The sequence below is a fragment of the Streptomyces sp. A0958 genome (assembly GCF_004795035.1).
In the GTDB taxonomy this organism is placed as follows: Bacteria; Actinomycetota; Actinomycetes; order Streptomycetales; family Streptomycetaceae; genus Streptomyces.
Genome location: NZ_SSBK01000004.1, coordinates 42,072 through 56,965, shown reverse-complemented (window position 1 = coordinate 56,965; position 14,894 = coordinate 42,072). Strand labels below are relative to the sequence as shown.

The following is a 14,894-nucleotide window of genomic DNA, read 5'->3' as shown; positions in this document are numbered from 1 at the left end:
CTTACTCTCCTTGAAGTGTGGGAACGACCATGGGGGTGCCGGTCACGGGGTCCGGGACGACGACGCTGGGCAGGTCGAAGACGTCCTTGATCAGCGTGGCGTCCACGATGTCCCCGGGGACGCCCTCGGCGACCACCGTTCCGGCCTTCATGGCGACCAGGTGGTCGGCGAACCGGCATGCCTGGTTGATGTCGTGCAGGACCGCGACGACGGTGCGGCCCTCGTTGCGCAGCCTGGCGAGCAGGCCGAGCAGTTGGTACTGGTGGGTGATGTCGAGGAACGAGGTGGGTTCGTCCAGGAGCAGGTAGGGCGTCTGCTGGGCGAGCACCATGGCCATCCAGACCCGCTGGCGCTGTCCGCCGGACAGTTCCTGCACGGGCCTGTCGGCCAGGTCGGCGACGCCGGCGGCGGCCATCGCCCCGTCGACGGCCTCCTGGTCGTCGGCCGACCACAGGGCCAGCATCGACTGGTGCGGGAAGCGGCCCCGGCCCACGAGCTGGCGGACCTTGATGTCCTCGGGGGCCGTCGGGTCCTGCGGCAGGAAGCCGAGTTGCTTGGCGAGCGCCTTGGTGGCGAAGCCGCCGACCTCGCGGCCGTCGAACTCCACCTGCCCGGAGTGCGGTCGCAGCAGCCGTACGAGCGCGCTCAGGAGGGTGGACTTCCCGCAGGCGTTCGGGCCGACGATGGCGGTGAACGCGCCGTCGGGGATGTCGAGGGTCAGCCGGGTGGACACGACCCGGTCTCCGTAGCGCAGGGTGATGTCCCGCGCTGTCAGGCGTGCGGTCACGCGCGCCTCACCTCCTTGGTCAGCAGCCAGATCAGGTAGCAACCGCCGATCGCGGTGCTCACGACGCCCACGGGCAGTGCGACGGGTGCCAGCAGCATCTGGGCCAGCAGGTCGGCGCCCTGGAGGAGCACCGCCCCGGTCAGTGCGGCCGGGAGCAGCGGTACTCCGGCGGCGCCCGCGAGCCGGCGGCCGATCTGCGGGGCGGCCAGTGCGATGAACGCGATGGGCCCGGCCACGGCGGTCACCGTTGCGGTGCAGCCGACGCCGACCAGGACCATCAGCAGCCGCAGCCGGTCGAGTCCGACGCCGGTGGTCACGGCGATCGGGTCGCCGAGTGCCGCCTGGTGCATGGCGTGGGCCCGTGTGGTCATGAGGATCAGCAGGACGGCGATCACGGTGAACGGGATGCCGAGGTCGTCCCAGCCCACGCCGTTGAGCGAGCCCGCGCTCCAGCCGACGGCGGCGATCGCCACCTCCAGGTCGGCGCGGAGCACGATCCAGGAGTTGATCGCGGTCACCATCGCGTTGATGGCGATACCGATGACGACCAGCCGGAGGCCGGAGAAGCCGTGTTCGAGCGAGAGCAGGTAGATGGCGGCCGCGACGACCAGTCCGCCGAGCACGGAGCCGACGGCGAGCTGGGCGGAGGTGCCCGACAGTACGGTGAGGGCGACCAGGGCGCCCGTGTAGGCGCCGGCGTCGAGCCCGATGACGTCGGGGCTGCCCATGGGGTTGCGGGTGAGGTTTTGGAAGATGGCGCCGGCGACGCCGAGGGCGGCGCCGAAGACCAGGCCGGCCAGCACCCGCGGCAGCCGCCAGTCCCGGATCACCACGGAGTGCTCGGAGCCGGTGAGGACGGCGAACACCCGGCTGGGGGACGACCATGACGCCCCGTAGCACAGTCCGAGCAGGCCGAGGCCCAGGATCAGGGCGACCAGCACGACGACGAGCACCACCGTGCGGCGTTCCACCCGGAATCTCAGTACGTTCACAGTGACCCCGCCCCGTAGCGGCGGACCGCCCAGATCAGCATGGGGCCGCCGAGGAACGCGGTCACGATGGCCACCGGCACCTCGCCGGTGGGCAGCAGCACGCGAGAGGCCATGTCGGCCACGAGCAGCAGGATCGGGCCGAGCACCATGGTGTAGGCGATCAGCCAGGGCACCGATCCGGACGCCGGTTTGCGCACCAGGTGCGGCACGATCAGTCCGACGAACAGGATGGGCCCGGCCACCGCCGTCGCCGCACCGCTGAGCACGGTGATGAGGACGAGGGTGGCGATGCGCACCCGGCCCACGTCGGCGCCCAGGGTGTGGGCGACGTTCTCGCCGAGCGTCAGGGCGTTGAGCGCCCTGCTCAGCAGCAGCGCACCGGCCAGCGAGACGGCTATCGCGGTCAACGGCAGGGCGAGGGAAGCCTGTTCGCGTCCGGCCAGGGTTCCGACCGACCAGAAGCGGTAGACGTCGAAGACGTCGGGGAGCATCAGCCTCATGCCGAGGGCGACGCCGTTGAGCACCGCGGTCAGCGCCACCCCCGTGAGCACGAGGCGCAGGGGCGAGCGGCGGCCGACCGCGGCGACCAGCAGGGCCGCGACCACGGAACCGGTGATCGCGAAGCCCAGTTCGCCCGCCTGTCCGCCGGCCAGGCCGAGCGCGGAGCCGATGGTGATGGCGAACCCGGCGCCCGCGGTGACCCCGAGGATGCCGGGCTCGGCCAGCGGGTTGCGGGCGAGCGTCTGGATGAGCGCGCCCGCCACGGCGAGCGCGGCACCGACGGCGACGGCGAGCATCGCACGCGGTGCCCGCACGTCGCGCACGATGACGTGGTCGTCGGTGCCCTGGTAGTCGAAGAGTGCGCGCACGACTTCGCCGGGTGCGACGTGGCGGGCCCCGACGCCCATGCTGAGTACGGCGAGAGCTGCCAGCAGTACCAGTCCACCGACGAGCAGGGCGGTCTGCGGGACCGCCCGCCGGTTTCCCGCCGTCTTGGACGCGCGGCCCGCGACGGTCACCGGTTCAGCAGCGGAGCGAGCGACTTGTCGATCGCGTCCAGGGTCATCAGGGCCTCGCCGTAGGTGGCGGCCTCGGTGTAGCGGAACGGGTAGGCCTTGCCGGCCTTGACGGCGGGCAGGTTCTTCCAGAGCTTGGAGTCCAGGACGTACTGGACGGACTTCGGGACGCTGCCGTCGGCGTTGACCGAGTAGGTCAGGACGTCGGCCTCGCGGTAGGCGTCGGGAAGCTCCTCGATGGAGGGGTACTCGCTGACCGCCTGGGAGCCGGGGCCGGCCTTCTTGACCTTGCCGTAGTAGGTGGCGCCCAGGTCCTCGGCGATGTTGGTGCCCCAGGAGCCGTTGAACTCGCGCTGGAAGGTGCCCTTGGCGGCGTCACCGTACGCGCCGACGTGGCCGAGCTTGAGCTTCGGCAGAACGTCCTCGTACTTGGCGGCCAGTTCGGCGGCCTTGGTGTCGTAGGTCTTCTTCGAGGCGTCGAACTGCTTCAGGGCGCCCGCGGCGTCGGCCTGCTTGCGCGAGAGGTCGCGCCAGGCGGACGGCAGGCTGGGGCCGATCGCGACGACGGGGGCGATGGACTCCAGCCGCTTCACGTCGATGTCGCCGAGCACGGGTGCCGGCACACCGATGACGATCAGGTCGGGCTCGGCCTCGGCGACGGCCTCGTAGTTGGTCTCGGCCGCCTGCTCGCCCGCGATCTTCGTGAGCTTCTTGTAGGTGGCGAGGTCTTCCTTGCTCATCATCGGCTCGCCGCGCTTCCACGAGGAGATGCCGACCAGCGGTGCGTCGGCCTCGATGAGGGCCGGTACGGCGTAACCGGTGGCCACCACACGCTTCGGGTTCACCGGGATGGTGATCTTGCCGTTGTCCGCGGTGAACACCCGGGTCCTGCTCTTCTCCGAGGCGGAATCCGACCCGCCGTCCGAGGATGACCCGCATCCGGTCAGAACGAGGGCCAGCGCGAGGGCGCCGACCAGACCGGACGATCTGCGTATGGACATTCCGAACTCCTTGCTACTTAGGTAAGGCTCACCTTAATTGATGGCCTTTCGGCAGGACAACTCGCGGGTGGCGCACCACGCGGTCCGGCCGGTGGATCAGTGGTCGTGGCTGTGGTCGTCTTCGTCGAAGTCGGCGACGCCGCGCTTCCAGTAGCCGGTGATGTCGTAGTCGGCCTTCTCCAGGCGCAGTTCGTCGCGGACCCAGCGGCGCAGCGGCTTGATCTGCCCCGCCTCCCCCGCGACCCACACGTACGCGCGCTCGCCCTCGGGCACGGTGACCGCCATCGCGGCGCGGGAGAGCGCGTCACCGGACCCGGCCGGCCGGCCGCCGCGGTGCAGCCAGTGCACCTCGACGCCCTCGGGCGCGGTCAGCTCGATCTCCTCCTCGGCGTCCGCGACTTCGACGAACGCCCAGCCCTTGGCGGTCCTGGGCAGTTCCTCCAGCCATCGCGCGATGGCGGGCAGCGCGGTGATGTCCCCGACCAGCAGGTAGCGGTCGTAGGCGTGCGGGACGATCAGCCCGCCGGGCGGTCCCGCGATGTGCATGGTGTCGCCGGGCTGGACCTTGCGGGCCCAGTCGGAGGCGAGACCGCCGTCGTGCGCGGCGATGTCGATGTCGAGTTCGCCGGTGACGGGGTCGTAGCGGCGCACGGTGTACTCGCGCGAGGTGGGCGCCGGCCTCGGCCAGCGCAGCATCGCCCCGTTGCGCTCGGGCAGGCGCAGGGTGCCGTCCGCCTCCGGGAAGATCAGCTTGACGTGTTCGTCGGGTGCGTGGGCCTCGAATCCCTCGGTGGCCGAGCCGCCCAGGGTCACCCGCAGCAGCCCCGCACCGACCGTGGCCGTACGCACGACCTCGGCCTCCCGGATGCCGATCGGGTAGCCGACCTTCTCGGAGTGCAGACCGGCCCGTACCTCCGCGATCCGCTCCAGGTGCCGGCCCCGGTGATCGATGCGGCTCATGCGGCCTCACCCGCCAGCAGCGTCTGCCAGTGGCCGAGTTCGGGCAGCTCGAAGAGGTCGGGGAACTCCAGCGTCGTCGCCCCCGCCGCACGCCAGCGCTCGACCAGGGCCATGATGCGCATCGAGTCGAGCCCGAGGTCGACGAGATTCTCGTCGGCCGCGATCTCGGCGGGCTCGCAGCCCAGTAGTTCCGCGATGTCGGCCCGGACACGCTCGGGCGACAAGGTCTGGCTCATCGGACGACTCCTTCGGGGGGTGGGCACCGACAGGTTGGTCGGAGCGGCGGTGGCGGTGGGTACGGCCAGGCGGCGGGCAGCGCGAACAGCCGCACCGGACAAGGGGTGTCGCGCGAGAGAGCCAGGCGCCCCTTTCGCCAACCGGACATTCTCGGCCCGGAGTTCAGGCAGGCGGGCACTCGCAGCTTAGGCTACCCTCACCTAACCTAGCGTAGGAGGTCAGGCCGAGTGAAGCCCGCGCCCCTCCCGTACGGTTTCCGTCCCGGCATGTGAACCGGGGCCCTGCGGACGGTGGCGACCCCTTAGGCTGGCCGGTGCAGCTGGTTCGCCCTGTCCGCCAGACAGGCGCGTCGTAAGAGGGAACCCGGTGGGAATCCGGGACTGCCCCGCAGCGGTGAGTGGGAACGACCGCCGTCATACGCACTGGACCGAGTCCGATCCGGGAAGCGACGGCCAGTAGGAATCCGCCCCTGGCGGACGTGCCCGCGAGTCCGAAGACCTGCCTGTTGCCCGCGCACGACCACTCGTGTGCGGATATCCCGGTGACCTCGTGGGCGGGTCGGCGTACATACCTGACGGAGAACCCGCACCGCGTGTGTCCGGGGCCCGTCCGGTCCGTCACCCCTTCGCGTCCGCGTCCCGTCCCGGGATGTTCAGGAGTCATCTCGCGAAGGAGATTTCCGTGACATCCAAGCCCGCAGCCGCGGCAGCACAGGCCACCGTGTACGGCTACCCCCGACAGGGCCCGGACCGGGAACTGAAGAAGGCGATCGAGGGTTACTGGAAGGGCCGGGTCACCGCCGACGCCCTCCGGGAGACGGCGGCAGAGCTGCGCCGGTCCAACTGGCGGCGGCTGGTGGACGCCGGCGTCCACGAGGTTCCCACCGGCGACTTCTCGTACTACGACCACGTCCTGGACACCAGTGTCATGGTCGGTGCCGTCCCGGGGCGGCACCGCGAGGCCGTTGCCTCCGACGCGCTCGACGGGTACTTCGCGATGGCCCGCGGTACCCAGGACGTGGCCCCGCTGGAGATGACCAAGTGGTTCGACACGAACTACCACTACCTGGTCCCCGAGCTCGGCCCCGACACCGTCTTCACCGCCGACTCCACCAAGCAGGTCGGTGAGCTGGAGGAAGCCCTGGCGCTCGGACACACCGCCCGGCCCGTGCTCGTCGGTCCCGTCACCTATCTCCTGCTGGCCAAGCCCGCCCCCGGGGTGGCCGCGGACTTCGAACCGCTCACCCTGCTCGACCGGCTGCTTCCGGTGTACGCGGAGGTGCTGGCCGATCTGCGGGCGGCGGGTGCGCAGTGGGTGCAGCTGGACGAGCCCGCTCTCGTCCAGGACCGCACACCGGCCGAGCTGAACGCCGCCAACCGCGCCTACCGCGACCTCGGCGCCCTCACCGACCGGCCCCAGCTGCTCGTCGCCTCCTACTTCGACCGGCTCGGCGAGGCCCTTCCCATCCTGGCGAAGGCCCCCGTCGAGGGCCTGGCACTGGACTTCACCGGCGCCGCCGCGGCCAACCTGGACGACCTCGCCGCCGTCGGCGGGCTCCCGGGCAAGCGGCTCGTCGCGGGCGTCGTCAACGGCCGCAACATCTGGATCAACGACTACGAGAAGTCCCTCGCGACCCTCGCCACGCTGCTCGGCCTCGCCGGCCGGGTCGACGTGGCCGCGTCCTGCTCCCTGCTGCACGTCCCGCTGGACACCGCGCCGGAGAAGGACATCGATCCGGAGATCCTTCGCTGGCTCGCCTTCGCCCGGCAGAAGACCGCCGAGGTCGTCACCCTGGCGAAGGGGCTCGCCCGGGGCACCGAGGCGGTGGCCGCCGAGATCGCCGCCAACCGCGCCGCCCTCGCCTCCCGCGCCGGCTCGCCCCTCACCCGCGACCCGGTGGTCCGCGCACGCGCCGAGGCCGTGACGGACGCCGACGGCCGCCGCTCCCAGCCCTACGCCGAGCGCGCCGCCGCCCAGCGCGCCCACCTGGGCCTGCCGCTGCTGCCGACGACGACCATCGGCTCCTTCCCGCAGACCGGCGAACTGCGCACCGCCCGCGCCGACCTGCGCGCCGGGCGCATCGACACGGCCGGTTACGAGGAGCGCATCCGGGCCGAGATCGGCGAGGTCATCGCCTTCCAGGAGAAGACCGGCATCGACGTCCTGGTGCACGGCGAGCCCGAACGCAACGACATGGTGCAGTACTTCGCCGAACAGCTCACCGGCTACCTCGCCACCCAGCACGGCTGGGTCCAGTCCTACGGCACCCGCTACGTCCGCCCACCCGTCCTCGCGGGCGACATCTCGCGGCCCGAGCCGATGACGGTGCGCTGGACCTCGTACGCCCAGTCGCTCACCGGGCGCCCGGTCAAGGGCATGCTCACCGGCCCGGTCACCATGCTCGCCTGGTCCTTCGTCCGCGACGACCAGCCCCTCGGCGACACCGCACGGCAGGTCGCCCTCGCCCTGCGCGACGAGGTCCACGACCTGGAGGCGAGCGGCACTTCCGTCATCCAGGTGGACGAGCCCGCCCTGCGCGAGACCCTGCCGCTGCGGGCCGCCGACCACGCGGACTACCTGGCCTGGGCCACCGAGTCGTTCCGCCTCACCACCTCCGGGGTGCGGCCGGACACCCAGATCCACACCCACATGTGCTACGCCGAGTACGGCGACATCGTCCAGGCCATCGACGACCTCGACGCCGACGTCATCAGCCTGGAGGCCGCCCGCTCCCACATGCAGGTCGCCCACGAGCTGGCCGCGCACGGCTACCCCCGCGAGGCAGGCCCCGGCGTCTACGACATCCACTCCCCGCGCGTCCCCGGCGCCGAGGAGGCCGCCGAACTCCTGCGCACCGGTCTGAAGGCCATCCCCGCCGAACGGCTGTGGGTCAACCCCGACTGCGGGCTGAAGACCCGCGCCTGGCCCGAGACCCGCGCCTCCCTGGAGAACCTGGTCGCCGCGGCCCGTACCGTCCGCGCCGAACTGCCCGCCTCCTGACCGGTAGTTGAGCGGACGGCCGGGGCACCTGGGTGCGAGCGAGGCTCAGGTGTCCCGGCCGTCGGGGCCGGCGGGTCCGGCCGGGGTGAAGCGGACCGGTGCCCGGAAACGGGCGCGCCGGGCGGCGCGCCGGAACGTGGTGAGCACGGCCGCGCCCGCCAGGGTGACGCAGACGAAGTCGGTGACGGCCCGCCCGGTGTCCCAGCCGAGGAAGGTGGCGAGGTCGAACGCGAGGTAGCGGTGCCACTGCTCGGTGAACGGCAGCCCGGGCAGGCAGGCGATGGAGCTGTTCGGGTCGAGGGAGAACGGCCAGAAGGACAGGTTGAGCAGGAAGCCGAAGAGGTAGCCGGAGAGCGAGCCGTACACGGCGAGGAGCAGGACCTCGCGGCGGCCGGTGGCGCGGCAGGAATCCGGCGAGCATGCCCACGAAGGCGCAGCCGAACATCTGGTACGGCAGCCAGGGTCCGACGCCGCCCGTGATCAGCGCGGAGGTGAACAGCGAGGTGCAGCCGAGGGTGAAGCCGAAGCCCGGTCCGTAGACGCGCCCGGCGAGGACCAGGACGAAGAAGACCGTTTCGATGCCGGCGGCTCCGACGCCGAGCGGGCGCAGGGCGGCGTTGACGGCGGACAGGACGCCGAGCATGGCCGGCGCCTTGGAGCTGATCCCGCCCTCGGCGATCTCGGAGAGCACCACGCAGAGCACGAGGACGAGCAGCACGCCGAAGATGAGCGGCGGGGCGTAGTTCGATCCGAACTTCCCGGGCGCGACGACGAAGGGCCAGAAGAACGCCACCAGGCCGAGGAAGGCGGCCAGGGCGATGACCAGCGAGACCCTGGGGGTGAGCCGGATGGCCGTGGTGGTGGCGGCGCTCATGTCCGGTCCCCGTCCTCGGGTGCTTCCAGGACCGCTGTCACCTGGTCGAGGGTGAGGAAGGGCAGCGGTGCGAGGATCTTGGCGGTCTGGCGACCCGGGGCAAGGTGATCGACGTGGGTGACACGGTCGCCCTGCGCTGGGGCAGCTGACCGGGGATCGCACGCGTTACGCGGGCCCGGCCGGCAGGACGGGCAGTGCGGCCGGGCGGCGGTGCAGGTGGCCGCCGCCCCGGGCCAGTTGGGACGGTGGCACCGCCGGGACCAGCCGGAGCCGGCGGCCGAGCAGCTGGGTCAGGGCCACCGTGAGCTCAAGCCGGGCGATCCCCGATCCAGGGCAGTAGTGCGGGCCCGGGCCGAAGCTCAGGTGGCGGCTCGCGGTGCTGCGGCCGGGGTCCAGCGTGCCGGGGCCGGCGTGGCAGCGGGGGTCGTGGTCGGCCCGCGACATCCTCGACCAGCCCCCGCGCCCGCTGCGGGGTGACGGCGGCCCGTCGACGGTGCGCACCCCGCGCCGGGTGAACGGTCGGCGGCCGCTGCCCGCTCCGGCTCAGCCCACCAGGTCCGGCGCGCGCAGCATCTCGGGCGGAACGCCCCAGGCGTCGACCAGGTCCACCGCGAGGGGCCGGACCCTGCGGCAGAGGTCGTTCACCTCGCGGCTGATCGCCTTGGAGCGCTGGACGGTGAGGCGGCCGTGCTCCATGAACCAGGCGCGGTCCGCTTCGATCGTGGACAGGGCGAACAGGTCGCACAGCAGGGCCAGCGCCGCCTTGTTGCCGCCTTCGGGCTGCTCGCGCACCTTGTCGACGAACGCCTCCAGGACCAGCCGTTCGACGTGTGCGTGGGCGACCGCGATCACGTGGTCCTGCACCTGGGAGAAGACGGCGCCGGGGTCGCGGCGCGCATCGATTCCGCGCTTGAGCCGGCGGGCCACACCGGCGAGCATGTGCTCCTCGCGGAAACGGAGCATGGCGAGCTGGTACTCCGGGTCGAGCAGACCGGCTTCGCGGTCCCACTCGTCGCCGCCGGGCAGCAGGTCCCGTACCCGCTCGAACAGTTTGTGGGCCGACGTCTTCTCCAGAACCGTCTCGACGGCGAGACCGGCGACGTGGCGGACCGTGCCCAGCTGGTCCAGGTCCTCGAACTCGCTCGCGTAATGGGTGAGCAGCCCCTTGGCCACGAGCTGCAGCAGGACGTGGTTGTCCCCCTCGAACGTGGTGAAGATGTCGCTGTCGGCCTTGAGCGCGGCGAACCGGTTGACGCTGAGGTAGCCGGCGCCGCCGCACGCCTCGCGGCACTCCTGGACGACCCGGGTGGCGTGCCAGGTGGCGAGGGCCTTGGCGCCGGCGGCCCGTGACTCCAGCCGGCGCCGCGCGTGCGCGTCGTCCTCGATGCCGGAAAGGACGTCGTGCAGCTGGGTGCGCACGACGTCCTGCGCGAAGTGCAGCGCGTACGTGCGGGCGAGAAGGGGCAGCAGCCGGCGCTGGTGCAGGCCGTAGTCGAGGAGCAGCTGCTCGTCCGTGTCGGGGGCGGCCGCGAACTGCCGGCGCCGCACGGCGTACTTCGTGGCGACCGCCAGGGCCACCTTGGCCGCGTTGACCCCGGCCCCGGCGACGCTGACCCGGCCCTGCACCAGCGTGCCGAGCATGGTGAAGAAGCGCCGGCCGGGACTCTCGATCGGGCTCTCGTAGACCCCGTCGGGGGTGACGTCGGCGAACCGGTTGAGCAGCGCCTCGCGCGGCACCCGCACGCCGTCGAACCGGATGCGGCCGTTGTCCACGCCGTTGAGGCCCATCTTGCGGCCGTCGTCCTCGATCCGGACGCCGGGCACCACCTCGCCCCCGTCGCGGACCCGCACGACGAACGCGTGCACCCCCTCGGCCTTCCCGCCGACCTCCAGCTGGGCGAAGACGACCGCCAGCTCCGCGTGGCGGGCCGCGTTGCCGATGTAGTCCTTGCACGCCTCGTCGCCGTGGGTGGTGATGACGAACTCCTGGCCGGCCGCGTCGTACCTGGCGACGGTGCCGAGCGCCTGCACGTTGGAGCCGTGCCCGGTCTCGGTCATCGCGAAGCAGCCCATCAGCTGTCCGGTGATCAGGTCGGGCAGGTAGGCCTCGTGGTGGCGTGCGGTGCCCAGCTGCAGGATCGCGCCGCCGAAGAGTCCGAACTGCACACCGACCTTCACCAGCACGGACAGATCACCGAAGGCAAGCGTCTCGAACGCGGCGATCGAGGCGCCGATGTCGCCGCCCCCGCCGTACTCGCTCGGGAAGCCCATACCGGTCTGGCCCGTCGCTGCCATCTCGACCACGATGTCACGCACCCGATCGCGGTACGCGTCGAAGCCGAGCTCCTCGGCCTCCTCCAGGACGGAGGCGTACGCCGTCAGATTGGTCCGGACGAGGTCGCGAATCCCGGCGTACTCACCGTCGAGCACCTCGGTCAGGGCCCGTACGTCGACCTCGGGCTGTACGTAACCGCTCTCGGCACTCTCGGCGGGGGGTGTGTTGTCAGTGGCCATGCCATTGCGCTACCCCGAGCACGGACGATCAAGCCGCCGGCCGGCGTTCTTGGGGCCGTACGGGGGAAGCGCGACGTCGCCGGCGCCCGGCGCGCGGCGCCGCAGCGCATGGCCGCCGCGGCCTATGCTCCCGGCCTCGCACGGCCCACCGAGCCGGCCCGGTCGGCGCCGGCGTCGGCGCAATCAGACCCGGACCACCGGTGTGCCGCTCCCCAGATGACGGAACGCTCCATGCTCCGGGACGGTCGGCGCCCCGGCCGGGCCCTCCTGGGCCTGCGCCCGGATCTCCCCCGTACTGGACGTACTTGGGTGATTCGGGCGTGCGGCGAGAGTGCGTGCCAGGCGTCGCGGGCCCACGAGGATACGCCGGACGGACCCTGGTTCTGCGGGCTGCCGAACCAGCGGGCCGCGGCCCGCTCGAACGTGCCGGGGTCCAGCGACTCTCCGCTCCCCCAGGCCACGACGCCGTCGGGACGTACGAGTACGGCAGCGCGTCCAAGGTCGTTGCGCGCCGGGCCGGCCGCGTACTGGACATGGCCGTCCCAGTTCTTGGCCGCACGCCGCAGTGCGTGGTCGGCGCGGAAGTCGAGCAGGACGCCCCGGCCCCGGCGCAGCAGGTCGTCGAGGCGGGTGCCGTCCTCGAAGTGGAAGTCGGGGGCGGTGCTGCCGACGAGCGGGTGCGCGCTGCCCAGGTCGTAGCGGTTGAAAAGCCCCGTTGTCCGCCGGTGGGCGAGGGTTGTTCCGTCCGTGGTGCTCAGCAGCTCGTGGACCAACTGCCGCAGCGCAGGGGCGTTGGGGCCCGGCTCCATGGTCGCCACCTGGGCGCGCGACCAGTCGACCACTGCGGCGCCGACGGGGTGGCGCTCGGTGGTGTAGGTGTCGAGCAGACCCTCGGCTGTCGTGCCGCGCACGGTCGCGGCAAGCTTCCAGCCGAGGTTGGCGGCGTCACCGATGCCGAGGTCGAGCCCCTGGCCGCCGAGAGGGGAGTGGATGTGCGCGGCGTCGCCGGCGAGCAGCACTCGCCCCTTGCGGTAGGTCGTCGCCTGCATCGCACGGTCGGTGAAGCTCGACGCCAGATGCACATCGGTCAGCGTCACGTCGGTCCCGGTGATGCGGCGCAGGACCTCCTGAAGGTGCTCGCGGGTCAGTGGCTGGGAGCGGTCGAACGCGCCGCCGTCGAAGTCCATCATGCCCAGGTGCCCCTCGAAGGGTGTGCGCAGGTACATGCCGTTGGGCGTCAGGTCGAAGCCGAGCGACAGCTGCCCGGGGTCGGCGAAGGTCACCTCGGCGACGTAGCCGGTGAAAAGTGGATCGGTGCCGACGAAGTCGAAGCCCGCCAGGCCCCGCACCGTGCTGCGCCCGCCGTCGCAGCCCACCAGGTAGCGCGCCTGGTGTTCCTGGCCGCGGGCCGTGACGGTGACGCACTTCTCGTCCTGTGTGACGCCCGTGACGGGCGTGCCACGCAGAATGTCCACGCCGAGCGCGGTGGCGCGCTCGGTCATGACCGTGCTGACCGCTTCGAGGCTGGTCATGAAGCCTTCCATCGCCGGGCTGGGCAGCCGGAAGGGGAGAGCCGAAACGTCGGTGTCGACCGCGTTGAGGCCCATGCCCGCGAAATGGCTCACATCCCGGGGCTCCGGCGCTTCGACCGCGTCGGGGGCCGCGCCGATCTCTGCGCCATGAGCGCCGGAGGCGCTGACCGCGGCTTCGAGCAGGCCGCGGCGGTAGAACGTCTCGGCCGATCCGGCGCTCAGGCCGCGCAATCCGAGCGGGAGCGCCTTCCACTGAGATGTTGCCTCCTCGTCCCGCTCCAGGACCAGGACGGAACAGCCGCCCAGGGCGAGCTCGGTGGCCGTGAACAGGCCGACCGGACCGCCGCCGGCAATCACCACGTCATGCATGGAGGATTCCTTTCCGAAACGCACGCTGGGGTGCCCGGCCCGACCGGGCGGGTCAACCGAGCCGGGTGAGGCCGTCGAGGACGACGGCGATGCCGGTGAGGAACTGCTCGCGGTCGTCGTGCTCGTTCATCTGGCCGACGATGGCGCGCATGAACGGGTAGTCCTCGGGGTCGAGGTCCTGCCAGGCCGCCGCAGTGGCGTCGAGGAACTGGGCGCGGTCGGGCTCGGCAGTCGGGGTGTCACCCTCGATCCGGGCGTTCCGGCTGACGGCCCCGAGGATGAAGTGCACCAGCGTCGAGGCAGCGTCGAACCAGGCGGTCTGCGGTACACCCAGCGCGCCCACCTGACGACCGATCCTCTCGAAGATCCCCACCGCCACCGGGGCGAACGGCTTCCGGACGACCTGCAGGGTCAGTCGCGTCGCGAGCCACTGGTGTTCTGCGATCGCATCGAACAGGGCCAGCGCCACGGTGCGGATCTCGTCCTCGGGCGAGGACGATGCCTGTACAGGCCCGGCTGCCAGCGCGGCCGTGACGATCGTCTCCGTTGCCGCGTCCAGCAGCTCGTCCCGGCCGCCCACCCGGTAGTAGACCGCCCCCGACCCGGTGGACAGGCGCTGGGTGAGCGCCCGTGTGGTCAGTGCGCTTTCGCCGCCCGCATCGAGCAGTTCGATGGCCGTCTCGATGATCTGCTCCCGGGAGAGCACCTGGTTACGCCGCTGGGGGCTGGGGGGTCTCGTTGCCACGCCTCCACCACGACACGATTGGAGCGCCGCACCAAATTAGTGCAGCGCTCCAACTGGGGCGCGACTGCCACCGCGAACCGCGGTCGTCCTTCCTGAACGCCAGGGTGCCTTCGCCGTGGAACTGCCGGGCCCTGGCCTGATCCGGGTGGACCGCCCGGTCCGCCGATCCGCTCGGGGCGATTCGGCCCCACGGCTCAGCTGACGGGCCCGTCGTGCCGGGGCTTCGGAACGCCCGGTGGTACGAAGCATGCGGTGACGGTCTTGCCCGACGCCTGCGGGTGGGTGCTGCAGGAGTCGGCGAGCGTGTCGACGATGGCCAGCCCACGCCCCCCGGTCGTCGTGAGGTCTTCGGGTTGCTTCTCGGGAAGCAGGGGGTCGCAGTCGTGGACACTCACGTGCAGGCAGTGGCTGTCCCAGGTGAGAACCAGCTGCGCCTCGCTGTGCGCGTGCTCGTGCGCGTTGGTGATCAGCTCGGAAACACTGAGCAGAATCGCGTCCACCGTCTCGGGGGCGTCCTTGGCCCACGCCAGGGAGGCCAGGTGCTCCCGCGTCCACCGACGGCCGGCCCGCGCACCTTGCGACACCGGAAACGACTGTGCCCACCCCACCGCACGTAGTGACGTGTCCCTTGTCATGGCTCCCTCCCTCACTCCGCCGTTCCTACTCCTTCCCCCCTACCCCCGCCTTCGAGGCGCACCCCCGTCGCCAGGGCACACACCGCCGACAGGGCAGGGGTTACGGGGAGGGGCGAGGGAACTGGGACGGTGACGCAGAGACACTCGCGAGACCCCTGGCGACTGCTGCCCGTCGTCCACGCCCCTGAGGTGGAAGCGCTGCGGGCGCTGAGCATCGCCTGGGCATGGCGGC

The 14,894-nt window shown here is 71.7% G+C and carries 11 protein-coding genes, 2 pseudogenes and 1 riboswitch; of the genes and pseudogenes, 1 reads left to right on the top strand and 12 read right to left on the bottom strand.

The features are described 5' to 3' along the window. Position 1 precedes the first annotated feature (1 nt). The 6 genes from E6P78_RS05575 to E6P78_RS05550 all read right to left on the bottom strand — a co-directional run bounded on the left by E6P78_RS05575 (position 2) and on the right by E6P78_RS05550 (position 4,992). A complete protein-coding gene (locus tag E6P78_RS05575) occupies positions 2–787 on the bottom strand; it encodes an ABC transporter ATP-binding protein (protein WP_136202369.1) in 786 nt (261 codons plus the stop codon). Then, complete coding sequence (locus E6P78_RS05570; RefSeq protein WP_136202368.1) at positions 784–1,779, bottom strand: iron chelate uptake ABC transporter family permease subunit; 996 nt, start codon at positions 1,777–1,779, stop codon at positions 784–786. Before E6P78_RS05570 ends, E6P78_RS05575 begins: the two co-directional genes overlap by 4 nt. Then, positions 1,776–2,798, bottom strand: a complete 1,023-nt coding sequence (locus E6P78_RS05565; protein ID WP_136202367.1) for an iron ABC transporter permease — start codon at positions 2,796–2,798, stop codon at positions 1,776–1,778. The genes E6P78_RS05570 and E6P78_RS05565 overlap by 4 nt, the downstream gene beginning before the upstream one ends. Next, complete coding sequence (locus E6P78_RS05560) at positions 2,795–3,796, bottom strand: ABC transporter substrate-binding protein (RefSeq protein ID WP_136202366.1); 1,002 nt, start codon at positions 3,794–3,796, stop codon at positions 2,795–2,797. The genes E6P78_RS05565 and E6P78_RS05560 overlap by 4 nt, the downstream gene beginning before the upstream one ends. 96 nt (positions 3,797–3,892) lie before the next feature. Beyond that, a complete protein-coding gene (locus E6P78_RS05555; protein ID WP_136202365.1) occupies positions 3,893–4,756 on the bottom strand; it encodes a siderophore-interacting protein in 864 nt (287 codons plus the stop codon). Continuing rightward, positions 4,753–4,992 (bottom strand): phosphopantetheine-binding protein, encoded by a 240-nt coding sequence (locus E6P78_RS05550; RefSeq protein WP_136202364.1) that lies wholly within the window; start codon positions 4,990–4,992, stop codon positions 4,753–4,755. The genes E6P78_RS05555 and E6P78_RS05550 overlap by 4 nt, the downstream gene beginning before the upstream one ends. Positions 4,993–5,296: 304 nt before the next feature. After that, a riboswitch (cobalamin riboswitch) is annotated at positions 5,297–5,514 on the top strand. Between the two features lie 160 nt (positions 5,515–5,674). Here E6P78_RS05550 and metE point away from each other — a divergent pair. Beyond that, on the top strand, positions 5,675–7,993 hold the full coding sequence (metE, locus tag E6P78_RS05545) for a 5-methyltetrahydropteroyltriglutamate--homocysteine S-methyltransferase (RefSeq protein ID WP_136202363.1): 2,319 nt from the start codon (positions 5,675–5,677) through the stop codon (positions 7,991–7,993). Between the two features lie 45 nt (positions 7,994–8,038). Here the strand turns inward: metE and E6P78_RS05540 are convergent. The 6 genes and pseudogenes from E6P78_RS05540 to E6P78_RS05505 all read right to left on the bottom strand — a co-directional run bounded on the left by E6P78_RS05540 (position 8,039) and on the right by E6P78_RS05505 (position 14,662). Then, positions 8,039–8,867: pseudogene (locus tag E6P78_RS05540) on the bottom strand (ECF transporter S component). A gap of 165 nt (positions 8,868–9,032) precedes the next feature. Beyond that, positions 9,033–9,368, bottom strand: coding sequence for a cytochrome P450 (locus E6P78_RS05530; protein WP_206307727.1), 336 nt, complete (start codon positions 9,366–9,368; stop codon positions 9,033–9,035). A 42-nt stretch (positions 9,369–9,410) separates the two neighbouring features. Then, positions 9,411–11,381, bottom strand: a complete 1,971-nt coding sequence (locus E6P78_RS05525) for an acyl-CoA dehydrogenase (RefSeq protein ID WP_136202362.1) — start codon at positions 11,379–11,381, stop codon at positions 9,411–9,413. Between the two features lie 389 nt (positions 11,382–11,770). Beyond that, a pseudogene (locus E6P78_RS05515) lies at positions 11,771–13,282 on the bottom strand (FAD-dependent oxidoreductase); the annotation flags it as partial. Positions 13,283–13,334: 52 nt separating this feature from the next. Further along, positions 13,335–14,027, bottom strand: a complete 693-nt coding sequence (locus E6P78_RS05510; RefSeq protein WP_240799079.1) for a TetR/AcrR family transcriptional regulator C-terminal domain-containing protein — start codon at positions 14,025–14,027, stop codon at positions 13,335–13,337. 194 nt (positions 14,028–14,221) lie between these two features. Continuing rightward, positions 14,222–14,662, bottom strand: coding sequence for an ATP-binding protein (locus E6P78_RS05505; RefSeq protein ID WP_136202361.1), 441 nt, complete (start codon positions 14,660–14,662; stop codon positions 14,222–14,224). Positions 14,663–14,894 lie beyond the last annotated feature (232 nt).